General features: G+C 34.0%; 10 protein-coding genes. 7 read left to right on the forward strand and 3 right to left on the reverse strand.

Annotation, left to right across the window (positions count from 1 at the left end; all coding sequences use genetic code 11):
* The first annotated feature begins 31 nt into the window (after positions 1-31).
* Together DHU68_RS12075 and DHU68_RS14190 are read left to right on the forward strand one after the other, a co-directional pair.
* Entirely contained in the window at positions 32-931 is a 900-nt protein-coding gene (locus tag DHU68_RS12075; RefSeq protein WP_108823257.1) for an NADP-dependent oxidoreductase, read from the forward strand.
* A 114-nt stretch (positions 932-1,045) separates the two neighbouring features.
* The gene (locus tag DHU68_RS14190) at positions 1,046-1,222 is read left to right on the forward strand and encodes a hypothetical protein (protein WP_160111128.1); all 177 of its coding nucleotides are present in this window, start codon (positions 1,046-1,048) and stop codon (positions 1,220-1,222) included.
* Positions 1,223-1,269: 47 nt separating this feature from the next.
* Here the strand turns inward: DHU68_RS14190 and DHU68_RS12080 are convergent, their stop codons facing one another.
* Together DHU68_RS12080 and DHU68_RS12085 are read right to left on the reverse strand one after the other, a co-directional pair.
* On the reverse strand, positions 1,270-2,004 hold the full coding sequence (locus DHU68_RS12080) for a 1-acyl-sn-glycerol-3-phosphate acyltransferase (protein WP_108823258.1): 735 nt from the start codon (positions 2,002-2,004) through the stop codon (positions 1,270-1,272).
* 82 nt (positions 2,005-2,086) lie between these two features.
* Entirely contained in the window at positions 2,087-6,133 is a 4,047-nt protein-coding gene (locus tag DHU68_RS12085; protein WP_108823259.1) for a two-component regulator propeller domain-containing protein, read from the reverse strand.
* Between the two features lie 365 nt (positions 6,134-6,498).
* Between DHU68_RS12085 and DHU68_RS12090 the strand changes: the two genes are divergently transcribed.
* The 5 genes from DHU68_RS12090 (at position 6,499) to DHU68_RS12110 (ending at position 15,914) form a co-directional block, all read left to right on the forward strand.
* The gene (locus DHU68_RS12090; protein WP_108823260.1) at positions 6,499-8,664 is read left to right on the forward strand and encodes a GH92 family glycosyl hydrolase; all 2,166 of its coding nucleotides are present in this window, start codon (positions 6,499-6,501) and stop codon (positions 8,662-8,664) included.
* A 110-nt stretch (positions 8,665-8,774) separates the two neighbouring features.
* The gene (locus DHU68_RS12095; RefSeq protein WP_108823261.1) at positions 8,775-11,906 is read left to right on the forward strand and encodes a TonB-dependent receptor; all 3,132 of its coding nucleotides are present in this window, start codon (positions 8,775-8,777) and stop codon (positions 11,904-11,906) included.
* A 15-nt stretch (positions 11,907-11,921) separates the two neighbouring features.
* Positions 11,922-13,544 (forward strand): RagB/SusD family nutrient uptake outer membrane protein, encoded by a 1,623-nt coding sequence (locus tag DHU68_RS12100; RefSeq protein WP_108823262.1) that lies wholly within the window; start codon positions 11,922-11,924, stop codon positions 13,542-13,544.
* Between the two features lie 35 nt (positions 13,545-13,579).
* On the forward strand, positions 13,580-14,731 hold the full coding sequence (locus DHU68_RS12105) for a SusE domain-containing protein (RefSeq protein WP_108823263.1): 1,152 nt from the start codon (positions 13,580-13,582) through the stop codon (positions 14,729-14,731).
* A 58-nt stretch (positions 14,732-14,789) separates the two neighbouring features.
* Positions 14,790-15,914, forward strand: a complete 1,125-nt coding sequence (locus DHU68_RS12110; RefSeq protein WP_108823346.1) for a glycoside hydrolase family 76 protein — start codon at positions 14,790-14,792, stop codon at positions 15,912-15,914.
* Between the two features lie 89 nt (positions 15,915-16,003).
* Here the strand turns inward: DHU68_RS12110 and DHU68_RS12115 are convergent, their stop codons facing one another.
* Positions 16,004-19,252, reverse strand: a complete 3,249-nt coding sequence (locus DHU68_RS12115) for a S41 family peptidase (RefSeq protein WP_108823264.1) — start codon at positions 19,250-19,252, stop codon at positions 16,004-16,006.
* Positions 19,253-19,378: the final 126 nt, after the last annotated feature.

Raw genomic sequence — 19,378 nt, forward strand, 5'->3', positions numbered from 1 at the left:
ATAGTAAATAGAAACTACAAAATAGATTAATATGAAAACTACAATTTTAATAGCACAGTCTTACGGACAAGCTGATGTATTAGAGTACTTAACACAAGAATTGCCTCCATTAGCAAAAGGAATGGCTCGTATTGAAGTAAAAGTATCTGGTATTAATCCTATTGATGCCAGACGTATGACTGGAGAATTTCGCCATGCTCCGCTTCCTCAGGCATTTGGGACTGAGTTTGCTGGAGTTATAGCTGAAATTGCTGAAGATTCAGGCAAATGGTCGGTAGGGGACGAAGTTTTAGGATCAGGAGCCAGTTTTACACATGCAACAATAATAGATGTACCTGTTGAAAACCTTGTCGCAAAACCTCAGAATTTAGCTTGGGAAGTAGCAGGGTCATTAGCAGGAGCGTCTCAGACTGCAATGACTATCTTAGATGAGATAGGGGACGTAAACTCTTTGCTGATTCAAGGGGCTTCTGGCGGTGTTGGTTCTATCGCAGTACAATTGGCAAAAGAAAGAGGAATAGAGGTTGTGGCTACAGCTTCGGCTCGAAATCAAGACTATCTGAAAAGTTTAGGAGCGATTCCTGTTGTTTATGGTCAAGGATTAATTGACCGATTGAAAGAAGTACATCCTAAACCTTTTGATGCATCTATTGATATGTCAGGAACAGAAGATGCTACACAAGCAGCTTTAGCATCCGTAAAACCAGATGGAATTATTGGTACAATTGCGGGTAAAAAGGTCTCGTCTCCACGTGTTCAGGCTATGTGGGTAAAAAGGAATGTAAATAATTTGAAATATGTAGTAGATCGAGTTGCAGATGGTCGTTTCAAATGGGAAATTGATGATGTTTACTCTTTTGATAGAGCAGCAGAAGCCTATGAAAACATATTAAAAGGCCACACCAGAGGTAAGAGTGTTTTAATCTTTTGATAACAAACACATTTTTCACAAATGAATTAATCTTTGATAAGTTTGCTAAAATAGGATGTTTTTTGATCTATATTTACTATATTTGTTTATAGTCTAATCTTAAAATATAGTGATATGAAAGATTTAATTTGTTCTGTTTGCAAAAACCAATTTAAAGCTTCTCTTCAATATATTGATGATGGAGAATGGTATTATAAGTGTCCGAAGTGTGGAACACTATTCGATGAGGATAGGAATGTTTATACCAACAACGAGGAGGACTATTATGAGGAAGATGATGAGGAAATATGAAATTTGATTATAATTGAAAGGTGCAGAAAAATCTGCACCTTTTTGCTTTAATACTTTATATGATTTACTACAGCTTGTTCTGTTTGTTTGAATAGATCCGGAAATGAAGTGTCTTTTACTACAATAGGATCATGAACTATCAGTTCTATCTTATTACCTATTCCAAGAGGAAAAGAACCCCATCTTGTCATTTTCCACGAATTGTTTATAGTCACAGGTACCATATATGCAGAAGGAGCATATTTACATAAAATTTTTAAGCCGCTTTCAGCAAAAGGCTTTGGTGCTCCATCTTTGCTTCTTGTTCCTTCCGGAAAGATAACTGCGGTGCGTTTATTCTTTTCAATATATTCGGCTATTTTTCTGATCTCAGTAAGAGACTGCTTAGGGTCTTTTCTATTGATAAGAACAGAACCTCCATGGTTTAGATTGTAAGATATGCTTGGAATTCCTTTACCTAATTCAATCTTACTTATAAATTTGATATGTACTTTTCTCAAAAACCAAGAAATTGCAGTAATATCATAGAAACTCTGATGATTTGCAGCAATAATCAAAGGGACGTTTTCTGGTAATTTATCAAGGTTGCGAACCTTATATCTTGTACCTAAAACATAAGTGTTTAATGTTAAGAAAAAGCATAGGACATCGACACTTTTTTTATGTGCGGTGTATCCAAATAAATTAAGGCATATCCACTGAATAGGGTGGAAGATGGCTAATGTACTTCCTAGAAGGATGTAATAAATTGCCGAAAGGGGGTATGATATTATTTTCTGCATCGAGTCTATAAAAAGTGGAAATTGATATGTTGCAAATATAACAGTTTTAGTTGAAACAGAGCAATAAGCTTCAGTTTATAGACTATAAATTAGGATCATTCTTTTGTCTAAATTCTTTTGGAGTGCATCCATGTTTACCCTTGAATGCATTATAAAAACTAACAGTGTTAGAAAAACCAGACTTATATATTATTTCTTCTATGGTCATTTTAGATTTTAATAGTAACTGTTCTGCCTGAAATACCCTACAATCTCGAATCATGTCAGCTAAACTTATATTTTCTATTTCATTCAGTTTTCTGTATAGTGTTCGAGAACTCATGTTCATTTGTTTTGCAATAAAAGCAGCAGTGAGATCTTTATTGGTTAGGTTCTTATTGATAATGTTAAGCACTTCACTTATCAATTTCTTCTGTTCTTTATGTATCAATTTTCCTTCACTTAACTCATAAGAACTATAAGATGAAGAATAATATTCTTTCAATTCCTCCTTTTTGTTAAGTAGACGATTTATAGAAGCTTTCAGGTAATCAATATTAAATGGCTTAGTCAAGTAGATCTCAGCACCTGCTTCTATGGCCTCTACCTGCTTCTCTGAGTCATGATTTGATGATAATATGACAACTGGAATATGAGATGTCTGCACATCTGCTTTGATCTCTCTAGTATTTTGAAGGACTATTGAAGAGTCTGCAATTGTATCAAAAATAATCACATCCGGATGATTTTCTGAAAGCTGATCTTTTAGATTTGATATCTTATTAATCGGTATCACATTGAAGCTATCTGAAAAAAGATCGCAGATGAACCATAGTAATTGAAGGTCAGAAATGACTACAAAAATAGTCTGACGCGATTTAATAATTGGGAACCTTGGAGTTTCCATCTGATAGTTATTTGAAGGTTTTATCTTATTTTCTTCGGATAAATCTGTAGTAATACTTTCTTCAGAAGGCTCTAAAATAGGGAGTGATACAATAAAGTCAATTCGATCGCTGGAGTGACTTTCAACAGAAATATCTCCTTGAAGCAATTCTGCCATATTACGAGAAATGGCTAATCCTAATCCTGTTTTAGAAAATTTAATACTAGGATCTCTTTTATCTATGTTTTCGAGAATCTCGTATTTATTCAAAACTCGACTTAAAGTTCCTTGATTAATACCTTCTCCTGTATTTGAAACTTTTATAATCAAAGCGTTTTGATGAGTAAAAATGAATAAATCAACTTCCCCATGCTCTTCTACATATTCAAATGCATTAGACAGAAGGTTACTCGTAATTGTAGCTAAAAATCTTTTATCTGTATTCCATTCTATCGATTCTTGGATATTCTTTGTAAATAGAATTGATTTAGTTTCAGCTAACTCATTGAATGAATCAGCTATCGTTGAGCATGCATTACTTATATCAAGAGGTTTAATAATGGGTAACCTATTTCCAGATTCTATTTTTCTTAGTTCTATTAATTCTAGAATGAGGTTGTTTAGTTGCTCTGCATTGTGTTGTATCAACTGAGTATATTTTTTTATAAACTTGTCAGTCCCTGAATAGGATAGAAGTCTTTTACTTGATCCGTAAATAAGCGTTAAAGGAGTACTTAATTCATAGGTGACATTCGTAAAGAAACTGAGCTTAGATTCATATATATCTTCTTTATGTTCTTGTTCTATTTTCTCTAAGGCTATTTTTCTCTTTCTTTCTAATTTTGAATCATAGAGTCTTAGTCCGTAAATGAGACATAATAATAAAATAGCCAAATAAAAGATATAAGCTACAGTCGTCATATACCAAGGAGGAGTTATAATAATGGTAATCTGTTGTATCGGACTCTCTATATTCGTTACTCTATTTTTGTATTTTATCGATAGAGTATATGTTTTGGGAGTCATATTGGTGAAAGATATGGTACGGGTATTTCCTATTTCAACCCATTGGTCTCCAGATTCAACTATTTGATAATAGAAGTCATAATTGTTTGCATCTATGTAGTCGTGGGCAACGAATGACAAAGAGAAAAAATTCTGGGTATAATCTAATGTCAAAGTAGGAGTGCTTGAATCATTAGACCCTTCTGTCAAATAATTATAAATATTATATTCCTTTCCGAATATAGATAAACTTTCAAACTGTATAGTAGGGTAAAATTCCTTATTGTTGATATTTGTTTCCAGTATAGAGACAAAGCCATTGACCCCTCCAAAAATAAGCTCACCAGTTTCTTGATCTTTATATGCAGCTCCATCACTAAATTCTGTAATATTCAGTCCGTTGAAACTATTAAAACTTCTTAGTGTTTCATTTTCCACATCAAATCTTATAATGCCATTATTAGTACTTATCCACAAAACATTCTCGTCAGGTAAAGCTCCTCCCAAAATAGAATGTATAGCAGAGCTGGGCATTTCCATGTTCGATTTATTATAAATAATATGATTATTATCAGGGAAAAGTTTAATGAGACCATCGCTAGTCCCTAACCAAATATTGTTCTTTTTGTCTTTATTAATAGCAAAAATATCATTTAGCATTTGATTTTGGCCTTTTTGACTGAATTCTATATTATTAATAGAATAATCAGTTTTATTCACTTTGTAAGCACCAAATCCTCTATTTCCGAACCAAATAATTGAATCTGATTCGTTAAAAGAAGAGAAAAAGTAATTGGAGGAAAAATTACCATTATGAAAAGAAAAATCTTTTATCTTAGAAAGAATGGGCTCATCTCCTACCCACTTTATTTTAACTTCGAAGAAACCTAAACCAACAGATGATAACCATAAGGTAGAATCTGTGGTTTGTTCAATACTATGGATGTACTTTATTGAATTAATATTGTGGGGTTGTTTGAATTTCTTAATCTTATTTTCTCTGAATGAATAATAATTAAGACCTTCTTCGGTACCAATCCATAAAATACCTTTATGGCTTTTTCCAAAGCAATAAACAGAATTGTTGATCAGTTCACTATTGTCAGAAGTATATAGGAATGTGTTTTTAGTGTTTTTTTTATTGAAAGAATAATCATTGAACTTTAATATACCATCTCCTTTCGTTCCCACCCATAGGTTTTTTTCTTTATCTAGATAAATGGCTCTAACAGGCTTGTTTACGTCAAAGTTAAGTTCGTCGAAAAGAGTATTTTTTATAGAATATGAGTCTTCTGTATATATATAAACGCCCTGTCCGTCCGTTCCTATCCATAGTATATCTTGGAAACGATCTAGAGTGAGACAGAATACACCCACTTTTATGTCAAGATCGTGGATATTCAGCCCCTTATCAATACGTATTAGTCCATTTGATTTAAATGCTACGAAATAATCATCCTTAAATTTTATAATAGAGGATATGTCTCCTCTATTTTTAAGCTGTTCTTTGATGTTGTTTGATTTTATTTTCTTACTATTTCTTGTTTCTAAATCATACTCCCACAAAGTCCAATCTTCATCTACGATATAAGCTTTGTTACCAACAAAAGAACAATGTGAAACTTTAGCTGGAAAACTTATTTCTCCTTTTGATACTACATATATTTTCCCGTTCGAGTCTTTATTTAGTTTATAGACACGCGGTTTTTGGTCTTTCAGAAATAGCCAGATATTTTCATTCTTATCAATTGTATAGTTCAGAGTTTCGCTGAAGGATAGATTATCTATATGTATGTTCTCAAACTGAGAAGTCTTTTTATTATAAAATGCTATTTTATTATCCTCTCTAAAAACAAAAATGTCTTTATTCGTTGACATTTTCACTAGGTAATTCCCTTTAAATTCTCTGAAGTGAGAGACCTTATTTGTTCTTTTATTTATCTTATCTAACCCATAATTAGTATAAATCCAAAATTCATCTTTTTCTCCTTCAAATATTCCTTCTATAAAGTTGCCGGATAAACCCTCTTGATATGAATTGTTTCCAAATACCTTAATTTTTGAGCCATCATAAAAATTTAATCCATCACATGAACCAATCCAAATTAATCCATCTCGGTCTTGAGATATAGAAAGTATGGCGCTGTTCGATAATCCATCTTTATTGGATAATTGTCTAATGTTATAAGCTTTTACAGGCACAGGAGTAAGGCAAATAAAAGAGGAGAGTATTAGAACGAATTTTAATAATCTTGTCATATTGATTATTTATTTATTGATTTTCCATGACAAAGATAATGAATATTAGTTCTTAATGCAGGGGGCTCGTAGCTATTGTTCTGGTTAATAAATGTGCCAAAGAATTAAATATTCCCGCCACTGTGATAACAACTATTTGTTGGCTGTGGTATCATATTTCTTAGAATGATACATTTGCTAGCTCTTCATAAAAGGGAGTTGTTTTGTGATAAAAAAGAAGTCTAACTTTTATTGTTTAGAATCTTATTTTATAAGAAGTATTAATCTGTAAGGATTTTTGGGGAGACAGTTATATTATGTGGGAGATATACATGACAAAAGATTATAACTAAAATTTAATCATTAAATCTAAAAAACATACGATCATGAAAAGAAACATTCTATGGGGAATTCTAGCCTCTATAATGCTAATCTCTAGTTGTTCTGTATCTACAACCGATAATTCGGATGCTATTGCGGGAAGATTAGTTGATTATGTTAATCCATTTTTAGGGACAGCCACTTTATGGGATAGTGTCGATCTGGGCTATACACCTACTCGTCGTACTTGGGGTGCTGAAGTTTTCCCCGGAACATCATTACCTAACGCTATGGTGCAGGTGAGTCCAATGACTGAGTTTAGAAGTGGAGCTGGTTATCAATATGAAGATTCAATTATATATGGCTTTTCTCATACTAATAAAGGACATTGGAATCTGTGCCATTTACCTATACTTCCAGTGTCTGGTAAGATTAATCACAAAGAGTACTATTCTCCATTCAATCATAGTAATGAGTCTGCTTCTCCTGGTTACTATCAAGTCTATTTAGAAAAATATGCTATAAATGCAGAATTAACATCTACATTAAGATGTGCTTTCCATAGATATACATATGATGGAGAATCTAACGCAAAGAAATTACTTGTTGATATTAGCTCTTCGAACGAAAGAGTTATAGATTATAAAATTGATAAAATAGATGACAATACTTTTGCCGGTTATCAACAGAATAGCGAGAAATTATATTTTTATGCAACTTCAAATCATAAGATTTCAAAACTGGATTCTATCAATAATGGGGAGAAAGTGTTGTCTGAACTCTCTTTTGAAAATCAGAATAATACGCCTTTAGAATTGAAGATAGGTTTCTCTTTTGTAAGTGTTGATAAGGCGAAAGAAAACTATGAAAAAGAGATTTCTGAAAAATCATTTGATCAAGTAAGACAAGATGCTAGTGATACATGGGAGGCTTTGCTTAGTAAAATAAAAATATCAGGAGGGACCGAAAAACAACAAAAGATTTTCTATTCTTCTCTTTATCGTTCTTTCTTATGGCCGGCTTTGCGAAGCGATGTAGATCAAGAATACACTGATATTAATGGTAAGAATGTAAACAACGGGTTTCATTATTATACAAATCCTTCGTTTTGGGATGACTATCGTAACAAATTGATTCTACTAGGAATGTTGTCTCCAAAGGTAGCTACTGATGTTATCAACTCATTGGTAGATAAAGGAGAGAAAAAAGGATTTATGCCTACTTTCTTCCACGGCGATCATGCTTCAACTTTCATTACTGGATCTTATTTAAGAGGATTACGTGATTTTGATGTACAAAAAGCCTATAAATTGATCTTGAAAAATGCAATGGAGGAAAATCCAAGCAGACCTCATATTCTTAAATATATTGAACTTGGCTATGTACCTGAGCAAGATCTGAAAAATCCTAAATTAGAAACAGTTGCAAATGCTGCAGTAACTAAGACTCAAGAGTATGCCTACGATGATTATGCTGTAGCTCTTCTCGCAAAAGAATTGGGAGATAATACAAATTATGAGAAGTTGATGAAACGAACATCAAATTATAAAAATGTATTTGACCCTTCGACTGGACATATGAGAGGAAAATTAGAGAATGGCGAATGGATAAAAGACTTTGACCCACAAGTTCCATTTTACGAATATATGTATCGTGAGGCTAATGCTTGGCAATCTACATTCTTTGCTCCTCATGATCCTCAAGGTTTGATAGAACTCTTTGGGTCAAAAGAAAATTTTGAATCGAAATTAGATTCTCTTTTTACTATTCCTTGGAGGGGATATGAAGCTCATAATATGTCAGGCTTTATAGGTCAATATTGCCATGGAAATCAACCAGATCATAACTTTCCACACCTTTATTATTTTATAGATAAACCAGAGAAATCACAGGTAATGCTAGATAGTTGTATGAATCATTTTTATGGAATGGGTAAATATGACTTGGCTTTATGTGGAATGGATGACGCAGGCGAAATGTCATCATGGTATGTACTCAATGCTATAGGTCTATATACATTCTCTCCGGCTGATCCTGAATATTTAGTAAGTGTCCCTCTATTTGACACTGTTACTCTAAGGCTTAATGATAAAGAGTTTAGAGTAGTTAAAACTAATAATAGTAGAAAGTTAGATAAGATACTTTATGACGGGAAACCTTTAAATGGTTTCTTCATTTCTCACGATCAAATATTAAAAGGTGAAAATATAGAAGTTATAACAAAAGAATGAATATCAGATAAAAAGAAAAACCATGTAAAAATCATTAAACCGAATTAGTCTCATAAATAGGCTATAAGAAACATTTAATAAAACAAATAACATTAAAATTAATTTATGGTATGATTAGAGAAAAGCACAAGACAGTTTTTGCCAGCTTGATATTATGCTTCCTTCTATTAGGAGGTGCAAATCTGGCAACTGCAAAAGCAGAAAGAAATCTTGGGAATCTCCATCAAGCCCCTGTTAATAAAGAAGTCACAGGTGTAGTGACTGATCCTAGCGGAGAACCATTAATAGGAGTAAGTGTGGCAGTAAAAGGTTCCACTAACAGAACAATGACGGATATAGACGGAAAGTTTACTATATCTTGTTCGCCAAGTGATGTTCTAGAAATTACTTATATTGGATTTGAAAAATATGAAGTTCAGGTTGGAGCGTCGACAGAAATCAATGTAATTCTAAATGAAAAAACAGAGTTACTGGATGAAGTTATTGTGATTGGTTATGGTACAACAACTCGTAAAAAAGCAGTTGGTGCAGTAGACCAAATTAGATCTCAGGCGATAGAAAAACGTCCTGTAGCTAATGTGTCTCAGGCTTTGCAAGGTGCATCTCCTAGTTTAATGATACAACAACGTAGCATGGATCCAAACTCAAATGATATAAATGTCAATATTCGAGGAATCTCTACAATGAACAAAAATGAGCCTCTTTTAGTTATTGATGGATTAGTTACTGAGTTTAGTAGTTTAAATAAACTCAATCCTTCTGATATAGAAAATGTATCAGTATTGAAAGATGCAGGTACTGCTGCAATTTATGGATCAAGGTCAGCTAATGGGGTAATTCTTGTTACTACAAAGAAAGGACAGAAAAATCAAGGACCAACTGTTCGTGTAAATACGCAAGTTGGACTTCAAGACCCGAATGTCCTTTTTGAGGCTGTTGATGGATATCAAAATGCAACCTTGAAGAATCTAGCTTTAACGAATGTAGGCTCTAACCCTCAGTTTACACCAGAACAAATTAGGGACTTATACAATCATAGAAGCGAAGAATCATGGCATATACATCAAATATTAGAAACAGCAGTTCAACAAAATTATAATATCAATGTATCTGGAGGTAGTAATAATACTACTTATATGTTTTCTGGAGCATTTTTTGATCAAGAAAGTAACTTTGTTGGAAATTATGGAATAACAAGATACAACTTGAGATCTAATATTACTACAGAGTACGGTAGATTTAAATTTTCTTCTATTTTAGCATATACGAGAAATAATAATACTTCAAGCACTGCAGGAAGTGCTATTATTAACTCTACTCGTATTCCTCCTTACTATTATTATAAGATGCAGGCTGATAATGGAAAATATCTAGTTAATGATGTTATTACAGATCAAAATCCATTAGGAGAGTTGAGAGATGGAGGTTATACCAAGCACGATAATGACTATGTTAATGTTAATTTAAATGTAGACTTTAAAATACTTGATGGCTTGACATTACGTGGAGTCGTTGGGGCTGATATTTATTCGGATCATCGTTTTATTAGAAGAAAACAAGTCCCTTTATATGCAAATGCAGATGCTATAAAACCTTTAGTTTATGTAAATGCAGAAAGAAATACAGAAGACTATAATTATAAGGCATACCTACTAAATTATCAGTTATTATTGGATTATAATAAAAGCTTTGGTAATCATCGAGTATATGGATTAATAGGCGCAACAAATGAGTCAAAGACTAGTAGAAATAATGAAATTAAACTTAAATATACAGATCCTATTTTAGGCACTCCTACTACAGATACAGAAATTGATGAAAATGGAAGCAGAGTGTCGCCTCAAGGAACAGAAGAAAGAAGTTTGACTTCGATTCTCGGACGTGCAGGTTATGATTTTGCAGATAAGTATTATGCTGAGTTTAGTTTCAGATATGATGGATCTTCAGTGTTTCCTAAAGAGAATAGATGGGCTTTCTATCCTTCTGCATCATTAGGTTGGCGTATGTCAGAAGAATCTTTTATGGAAAAATACAGGAATAATATTGGAGACTTGAAAGTCAGAGGATCTTATGGCGTTCTTGGAAATCAGGGGATTGCACCGTATCAATATCTGACAAGATATTCTGTTGCGACTAATGCCTACGGATTTAATAATAAAGGTGTTTCTGGAGCAGGATTTACTTATGGAAATAAAGACTTGAAATGGGAATCATCTCATGTGCTAAATATTGGTCTAGATGCTGCATTTTTAAAGAATGCATTAACTGTTAATTTAGATTATTTCTATAAAACAACAAAAGATATCCTTATTAAACCGGAAACGCCAACTGCATTTGGAACAGAATTGAGTGATGCTAATGCAGTAGAAATGAGAAATCAAGGTTGGGAAATTACAGCTAATTATTATCTCAAGACAGGAGCTTTCAAACATAATTTTATGCTGAATGTTGGAGATAGTTGGAACAAAGTAACTAAGTTTATTGGAAATGAACAGATTTCTACAAGTGATAATATTAGTAAAATAATTAGAGTAGGTTTACCTCTTAATGTATATTATGGTTTTAAAAAAGAAGGATATTTCCAAAGTGTAGAAGAAATTGAAACATCGGCTCTGCCAGTAGGTACATCTGCATCTGATTTAAAACCAGGAGACATTAAATATATTGATAGAAATGGAGATGGAGTAATTGATTCAAAGGACCGTTATGTGTTAGGAAATGCTTTCCCTAGGTACACTTTTGCATTCAACTATGATGTAGAATATAAAGGTTTCACTTTCGGAATGTTTTGGCAAGGTGTAGGGAAGAGAGATATGATGATTCGAGGAGAATTAGTTGAACCTTTTCACGAAAATTATTCTTATGTAATCTATAAACATCAATTAGACTATTGGACTCCTACCAACACCAACTCAACTTGGCCAAGATTAACAGCTGCTGGAGCTACCTCTACTCAGAATAATTATCAAAAGAGTTCTGATCTATACCTGTTCGATGGGAAATATCTTCGTTTGAGAAATATTCAAGTAGGTTATACATTGCCATCTACTATAACCAAAAAAGTAGGTATGGAAAGAGTTCATTTTTATGTAAATGCAGAAAATCTATTCACATTAAGTAAAAACTCTTTTGTTGATCCGGAAAGCTCTGAGTTTAACTCTAATATGTCGGGTAATGCCAACAGTGCAAGAAATTATCCAATGTTAAAATATTATGGTTTAGGACTTGAAATTCAATTCTAAAAGAAAGTAGTTAATATGAAAAAAATAAATATAAAGAGTATTCTATTATGTTGTGTAGCATCCTTATTATTGCATAGCTGTAATGATATGGATCCAGTACCAACAAATGAATATACAGATGCTACATTCTGGCAATCTGTAAGCAATGCCGAGCAAATTGTAAACATGGCTTATAACCAAATGTATTCGGCAGATAAAATGTGGAACGACGAAGCTCTGAGTGACAATGTATTCGAAGGAAGATCTAATACAGCTCAGAGAACTATACGAAATGGTACAGCAGAACCTTCTTTAGGTATATTTGCAAGCGAATGGAAATGGGCTTATGAAGGAATTAAGACTAGTCATATCTTTTTAGAATTTGTAGATCTTGTTCCTGACATGGATGAAAGCTTAAGAGAGCAAAGAAAAGCCGAGATTCGTTTTATCAGGGCTTTCTTATATTTCCGATTGGTGAATTTCTATGGCGATGTTCCATTCTTTACAAAGGATATAACATTAGAAGAGTCTAAAACAATCTCTAGAACGCCTAAGGCTGAGATTTTATCATTCATTCATGCAGAATTAGATGAAATCATGAACATCCTTCCTAATAAATCGAAGCTTTCAGCTGATGATAATGGGCGTATAACTAAAGCGGCGGCTTCCGCATTACAAGCCAGAGCTTATTTATATGAAGGAAATTGGGATAAGGTTATCACTTATTGTGAAAATATCATGAACAATTCATCTGAGTTTGGATCTTATGGATTGTTTGAAGACTATGCTGGATTATTTTTAGCTAAGAATGAATATAATAAAGAAGTGATTCTGGATTATGGATATGTACCATCCTTAAAAACATGGAGTAAATTTTACGACATGGCTCCACTGTCAGCAGGTGCACGTTTAAATGCCCTTGCTCCACTTCAAAGTCTTATCGATAATTATATAATGTTAGACGGCTCAACTTACAATCCTGCTTCAGTTCAAAGTCCTTACAAAGATCGTGATCCTCGTATGGCAGCAACAGTTGTATATCACGGAGGTACATGGACTCATTTTGATGGTAAAGACAAGGTCGTATATATTCAACCGAAATCTACTCCTGAGGGCGAAACTAATGTAGATGAGTATGTAAGTGCAAGCTCTAACTCTACATCGACAGGATACTATTGTAAAAAATACTATGATATGGATGCTACCTCTACTTTTGGAGCAGGATTGAATATAATAATGTTCCGTTATGCAGACATCCTATTAATGTATGCAGAGGCTAAGTTTGAAAAAGGAGAGTTTAATAAAACAGTTTGGGATCAAACAATTAAACCTATCAGAGAAAGAGCCGGATTTACAGCTTCTAAAGCATTGCAATATCCAACACTTTCTCCAGATGCAATGAGGAAATTGATTCGTAACGAAAGAAGAAGCGAACTAGCTTTGGAAGGATTGAGATATTATGATATAGTTCGTTGGAAAGCAGGAAAAGAGTACCTAGACGGATATGTTTATGGGGCTAAGTTTGCTAATAATAATACATCTCACATACGTCTTGATAAGAGACAGTTTAATGACAGAGACTACCTGTGGGCTGTTCCTCAATCTCAAATTGACTTAAATCCGAATTTGAAGCCAAACAATCCGGGTTACGCTAACTAATATATTTTATACTAATAAAAACAAGTAAATGAATTATGAAAACAATATATAAATTTTTAAGCCTTATTCTTATTGTTTCATTGAGTTTGGTTTCGTGTGGAACTGACGATATGAACTATTCGGATGCTCAAGTAACAGCAGTAAAAAAATTATATGAGCCATCAGATAACAGAAGTGTAAAACTTATTAGTTCTGCAACAGCTTCTCTCTATTTCGAATGGGAAGCAGTGAAAGTAGAAGATAGTGGTTCTGCTCTTTATGAAGTGATTTTTGATAAAGCTGGAGGCGATTTTTCTAATCCGGTATACAGAGTAGTGGCAGATAATGGAGGTTATGTAAATGCTGCAACTATTTCGCATAAAACATTAAATTCTATTGCTACAAAAGCAGGAATAGGAATAGGTGAAACTGGAGAATTGATTTGGACAGTTGTCTCTTCAAGAGGTCTTAATCAAATGATGGCTGAAGAAAAACGTTCATTAACAGTTACTACGCTAGAAGGTTTTGCTGAAATTCCGGATGAAGTATTCATTACAGGAGAAGCTACAGAAACAGGAACTAACTTGGGCGAAGCTCTACCTCTTAAGTTAGCAGCAGCAGGAGAGTTTGAAGTATATACAAAATTAGAAGCAGGAAAAACATACTATTTTATTGATAGAAAAGCTGATAATGCAAGAATATTCTATTCCGAAAATGGAGTTAGATTACTTGAAGCAGAAGCTGGAACAGAAGGTGCTATTACTCCTAAGAAAACAGGCGTTTATAGAGTTAACTTAGACTTTAATGTGGCAACTATCTCTTGTACAGAGATCACTTCTATGGGATTATTCTTCAGCCCAGACAATAAAGTTTTATGGGATCTATCTTATAAAGGTAAAGGTGTTTGGGAAGGTAAAGGTAAAGTAACCTTTAAACAAGAAAGCTGGGGTAGAGACGAACGTTACAAATTCCAAATGGAAACTATCGATGGCTCAGGAAAAGCTCAAACAGTGCAATGGGGTCCAACAATTTCGGGCTTGGACAGCCGTCCTACAGGAACAGAAGACTACTTCTTTATGAAATTAGCTCCTACTGTATCACAATGGGATAATAAATGGAAATTTGTGGCTGAGGTAGATGGTAAAGAAACTACTATTACAATCTATCTACAAGGAAATAGCCAATATCGTCACGAAGTTAAATTTTAATTAAATGCAGCTATTCAGATATTTGAATATCTGGATAGCTGCAATAAACTATAGTTTTATGAGAAAAATATTATTATTAACTATATTGAGTATATGTCTCTTCTCTTGTGACAATTACGAAGATGTATATATATACGATGAAGGACAAGAAACAAACTGGGATGAAGCAGCCAACCTTGCAACAGATGCTCTTATAAAAGATTTTTGGAATGAAGCCGGATACTTTAACTATGGCAGCAATGGTTATGATGAAGGATTCCAATACTGGCCAAATGCGCATGCTATGGATGTATTGGTTGATGCTTTTGAACGTACAAAAGACAGTAAATATAGTGCCTATTTTGACAAGTGGTTTGCCGGTATCAAAGTGAAAAATGGAGGAAGCTATTTTAATGAGTTCTATGACGATATGGAATGGAATGGCTTAACTTTCTTACGTCTCTATAATGCAACAAATGACGAAAAATATCTGACAGCAGCAAAAGAAGTATGGGCTGATATTGCTAAAGGTTGGAATGAGGAATATGCTGGTGGTGGTGTTGCCTGGAGAAAGAGTGAGCCATATAGCAAAAATGCATGTTCGAACGGACCGGCTAGTATTATGGCAGCAAGACTTTATAATATAACAAAAGATGAAGCTTATAAAGAGTGGGCTTTGAAAATTTATGAGTGGGAAAAGAATATGTTGTTTGAAAGAGGTACTGGTGCTATCTATGATAATATAGATGGACGTACGGATGCGATAAATGATGTTAATCTTACTTATAATCAAGGTACATTTGTAGGAGCTGCAGTAGAGTTGTACAAAATAACTGGTGATGAGGCTTATCTAAATGATGCTCAAAAAGCTAGTAATTTTACTATATCTAAATTGATAGATACTAGCAACAATATTCTACGTAATGAAGGAACAGGAGATAATGCCCTTTTCAAAGGTATATTTATCAGATATTTCTATAAATTAATACAAGAGGAAAACTTAAACGAAGCATATAAGACTAAGTTTATCTCTTTCTTGAAAAATAATGCAACTTCTGTATGGACAAAAGGATGCTTCACTGAAGTTTATCTGTTTGGTCCAGCATGGAATGAAATTCCGGTAGGCGAGTCTCAATTAACAGCGCAGGCAAGTGCATGTATGTTGATCGAAGCAAGAGCTGCATTAGCAGAATACCTTAAGTAATAGGTATAAATAAAGATTGTTTGAAGAAATAGAGGTGTCTGTGTAAGATACCTCTATTTTACTTTAGTAGACCTCTTCTTTTGATTATTTTATTTCTTCATCAAAACCTCGACAGCTTTTTCCAATTGCAAGTCTTTTCCTTCCAACATAGATTTAGGGGTGTTGTATATTTCTATATCAGGGAATAATTCTTGATTTTCTAGATAGTTTCCTCTCATATCTTTTACTGCAACCTGAGGAATTCCAAATACAATACTAGGATCTATCTGAGACTCCCACCATACAGCAGTCATAGTACCGGGAACGGGTGTCCCTACCAGCTTCCCAATTCCTAATTCTTTGTATAACCAAGGGAAGCCATGTGCATTCGAGTAGTTGTTTTCGCAGGTGAGAACTATTGATGGTTTCAGCCACTTATTGTAAGGATCACTTCCTATATATTGACCTCTTGGTTCAAAACGTTGGTATTCTTTCCCGCTTAATAATGTAGCCAGGTCATCGTGTAACCAACCTCCTCCATTGTGGCGGGTATCTACAACAACTGCATCTTTATTTCTGCAACGACCTAATAATTCAGCATATACTTCACGGAAGCTATTACTGTCCATTCCTCTTACATGTACATAGCCTATACGACCATTCGATAGTTTGTCGACCAAAGCTCGTTTTTGTTCTACCCAGCGTTTGTATAATAGTTCATTTTGCTGTCCCATAGATATGGCTTTCACCCATAACTCTTCTTCTTTTGCAGACTCTGATGCTTTAAAGGTGAGCAATACTTTTTTGTTTGATTTTCCGGCTAACAGAGGAAAATAATCTTTTCCTTTTTCTATCTTCTCTCCATCTATTTTTGTAATAATACTTCCCTCTTTGATTGTAGAACCTGCTGTTGTAAGAGGGCCTAGTTTCAATATCTCTTTAATTTTCAGGCCATCTCCTTGATAAGATTCATCATAAAATGCTCCTAGATAGGCAGTAGGTGTAGAAGATCCAGAAGTGCCATATCTGGCTCCGGTATGCGATCCATTTAGTTCACCTAATAGCTCTGAAAGCATTTCGACAAAATCAAAGTTGTTGTTTATATGAGGAAGAAAACGAGCATATTCTCTGTGATACATAGCCCAGTCTATACCATGTAGATCAGTTACATAGAATTTGTCATTCACTTGCTTCCATACGTGTTCATAAATATATTCTCTCTCTTTTGCAGGCTGATAATCAAATTCAGCTTTAATGCTGATTGGTTTCACAGCTCCACTAGTCATATCGATTTTCTTAATTTGACCACCACTTAATAGAAGAATGTTTTTTTCTAAACTATCAGTCTGAATTCTACTAGCACCTGCATTTTTAGCTAATATCTTTGAAGATTTTTCTTTGATATCATATAACCAAAGGTCATAGCCTTTTTCGAAACGTGTTAGATAATATAGCTTATCTCCTTTTTTATTTAAATAAGCATCAGCTAGTGAAGATGAGTTTGGTGTTAGGCGGACAATCAGGTCTTTTCTGTTCTCTAAGTCAAATTTAAGAGGCTCTATTTCTTTTTTATCGTCTTTTTTGTCACCTTTCTTATCCTTTTTTTCTTTATCCTCTTCCTTCTTTTTGTCTTCTTCTTTGTTCTTTTTGTCTTTCTCTATTTCTTCATACAAAGCGGCTTCTTCTTTGTTCATGTTGAATTTATCATAAGCCTCACGGTCGAAAAACATTAGATATGCATCTGAATATGAACCCCAACTTCCATGACTGCGATAACCAGCTCTGTCCGAAAACCATAACATAGCTTTCCCGTCTTGTACAAATCTAGCACCAGAATCGGAGTAACCACTCTCTGTCAGATTTGTTACTTCTCCACTACCATCAGCTTTTATTAGAGCGACGTCGACATTGTTCCAACCACCTATTCCGATGTATTTAGTTACTAGCCATTTACTATCCGGAGACCATTGAAACCATTGATCACCATCAGCATAAGAATAATTGAATTTACCATCTAGTACAGTACGTATGTTCTTACTTTTTAGGTTTAACACTTTTAACGTAGTTCTATCCTCTAAATAAGCGACTTCTTTACCATCAGGAGAAAATATAGGTTGAAATGATGGGATTTTTGAGTCTGTCAATTGTTCTTCTTTGAACTCATGAGCGTATATAAAAGATTTATCATCTTCTCTGACTAGCGAAGTTTGATATATATTCCATATACCATTGCGTTCCGAAGTATACAATATACTTCTGCCATCGGGACTGAAAGATACACTACGTTCTTGTTCTGGAGTGTTTGTTATTCTACGGGTGGTTCCATATTCTACTGAAGCAACAAATACATCGCCACGAATAATAAATACCACATCTTTCCCATTTTTAGAAACGGACATCTCACCAGCTCCACTTGTAAAGTTTATTCTTTTCTTTTCGGCTTCAATATTGTCTGCTATAATCTCTATATCGACTTTTTTAGGTGAAATTTCGTTAGCCATAGTATAAATTTCCCCATCATACGAAAAACATAAAAGGCCATTATTACTACTGCTGAGAAAACGTACCGGATGATTTTTGAAGTTGGTCAGTTGCTTACTATTATCAATATCCAGATCTCTCTTATAAACATTGAACGATCCATCTTTTTCACTTAAGTAATAGAAACCTTTGTTGTCTGTAGTCCATACCGGATTTCTGTCTTCTCCACGAAACGAAGTCAGTTTTTTATATCCATCATTCTTGTCAGTCGTATCATATAGCCAGATGTCTCTGGTTATAGACGATTGATGATGTTTTCTCCAAGGATCTTCATATCCTTTTTTATCGTGATATAAGAGTTTTTTTCCACTACGATCTATTGATATGTTTTCCATAGTGAGAGATGAGTATAGGGTAGGGCGTCCATCTTCTATATTTATTTCATATACTTGAGGAAATAATCCTGACGGGAACTGGCTGTCAAGATAATCCTGCATAATGTTTGCAGAATAAAGGATATGAGTATTATCTTTAAAAACAACCGGGATTTCACCACTCGAATTTGTTGTTAGTCTTTTGGGTGCTCCTCCGCTAGAAGGTATAATATATACATCAAAGCTACCTTCCCGGTTTGAAGCAAAAGCAATACTTTTGCCATCGGGAGACCATATAGGATAGCTGTCGTGAGCTGGATTCGATGTTAGTTGTGTTGCTTTTCCTCCTGTTGTTGGAACCTTAAAAATATCCCCTTTATAGGAGAAAGCTATTTCTGAACCATCGGGAGATATTACCGGATATCTTAACCATAAAGGCTTTTCTTGTGCGAAAGTGGCGATGGACAGAAAAGATAAAATTGCAAATGTTAATAATTTCCTCATGATATTGTGAATAAGTTATTGAAGGATCAAATATAAGGAGAAACTGAGGATTAAGGGACTTTAAAAATAAACATTTGTATTTTATCTGCTTTTGAGCGAACTAAACTATATTTAATCTGTATTTTT

The sequence above is a fragment of the Dysgonomonas sp. Marseille-P4361 genome (assembly GCF_900343125.1).
Classification (GTDB): Bacteria; Bacteroidota; Bacteroidia; order Bacteroidales; family Dysgonomonadaceae; genus Dysgonomonas.

Bases quoted from the DNA above. Each gene is read 5' to 3' on its own strand.
- DHU68_RS12110 (WP_108823346.1), top strand. From the start codon at position 14,790: ATGAGAAAAATATTATTATTAACTATATTGAGTATATGTCTCTTCTCT.
- DHU68_RS12080 (WP_108823258.1), bottom strand. From the start codon at position 2,004: ATGCAGAAAATAATATCATACCCCCTTTCGGCAATTTATTACATCCTT.
- DHU68_RS12090 (WP_108823260.1), top strand. From the start codon at position 6,499: ATGAAAAGAAACATTCTATGGGGAATTCTAGCCTCTATAATGCTAATC.
- DHU68_RS12100 (WP_108823262.1), top strand. From the start codon at position 11,922: ATGAAAAAAATAAATATAAAGAGTATTCTATTATGTTGTGTAGCATCC.
- DHU68_RS12115 (WP_108823264.1), bottom strand. From the start codon at position 19,252: ATGAGGAAATTATTAACATTTGCAATTTTATCTTTTCTGTCCATCGCC.
- DHU68_RS12105 (WP_108823263.1), top strand. From the start codon at position 13,580: ATGAAAACAATATATAAATTTTTAAGCCTTATTCTTATTGTTTCATTG.
- DHU68_RS12085 (WP_108823259.1), bottom strand. From the start codon at position 6,133: ATGACAAGATTATTAAAATTCGTTCTAATACTCTCCTCTTTTATTTGC.
- DHU68_RS12095 (WP_108823261.1), top strand. From the start codon at position 8,775: ATGATTAGAGAAAAGCACAAGACAGTTTTTGCCAGCTTGATATTATGC.
- DHU68_RS12075 (WP_108823257.1), top strand. From the start codon at position 32: ATGAAAACTACAATTTTAATAGCACAGTCTTACGGACAAGCTGATGTA.
- DHU68_RS14190 (WP_160111128.1), top strand. From the start codon at position 1,046: ATGAAAGATTTAATTTGTTCTGTTTGCAAAAACCAATTTAAAGCTTCT.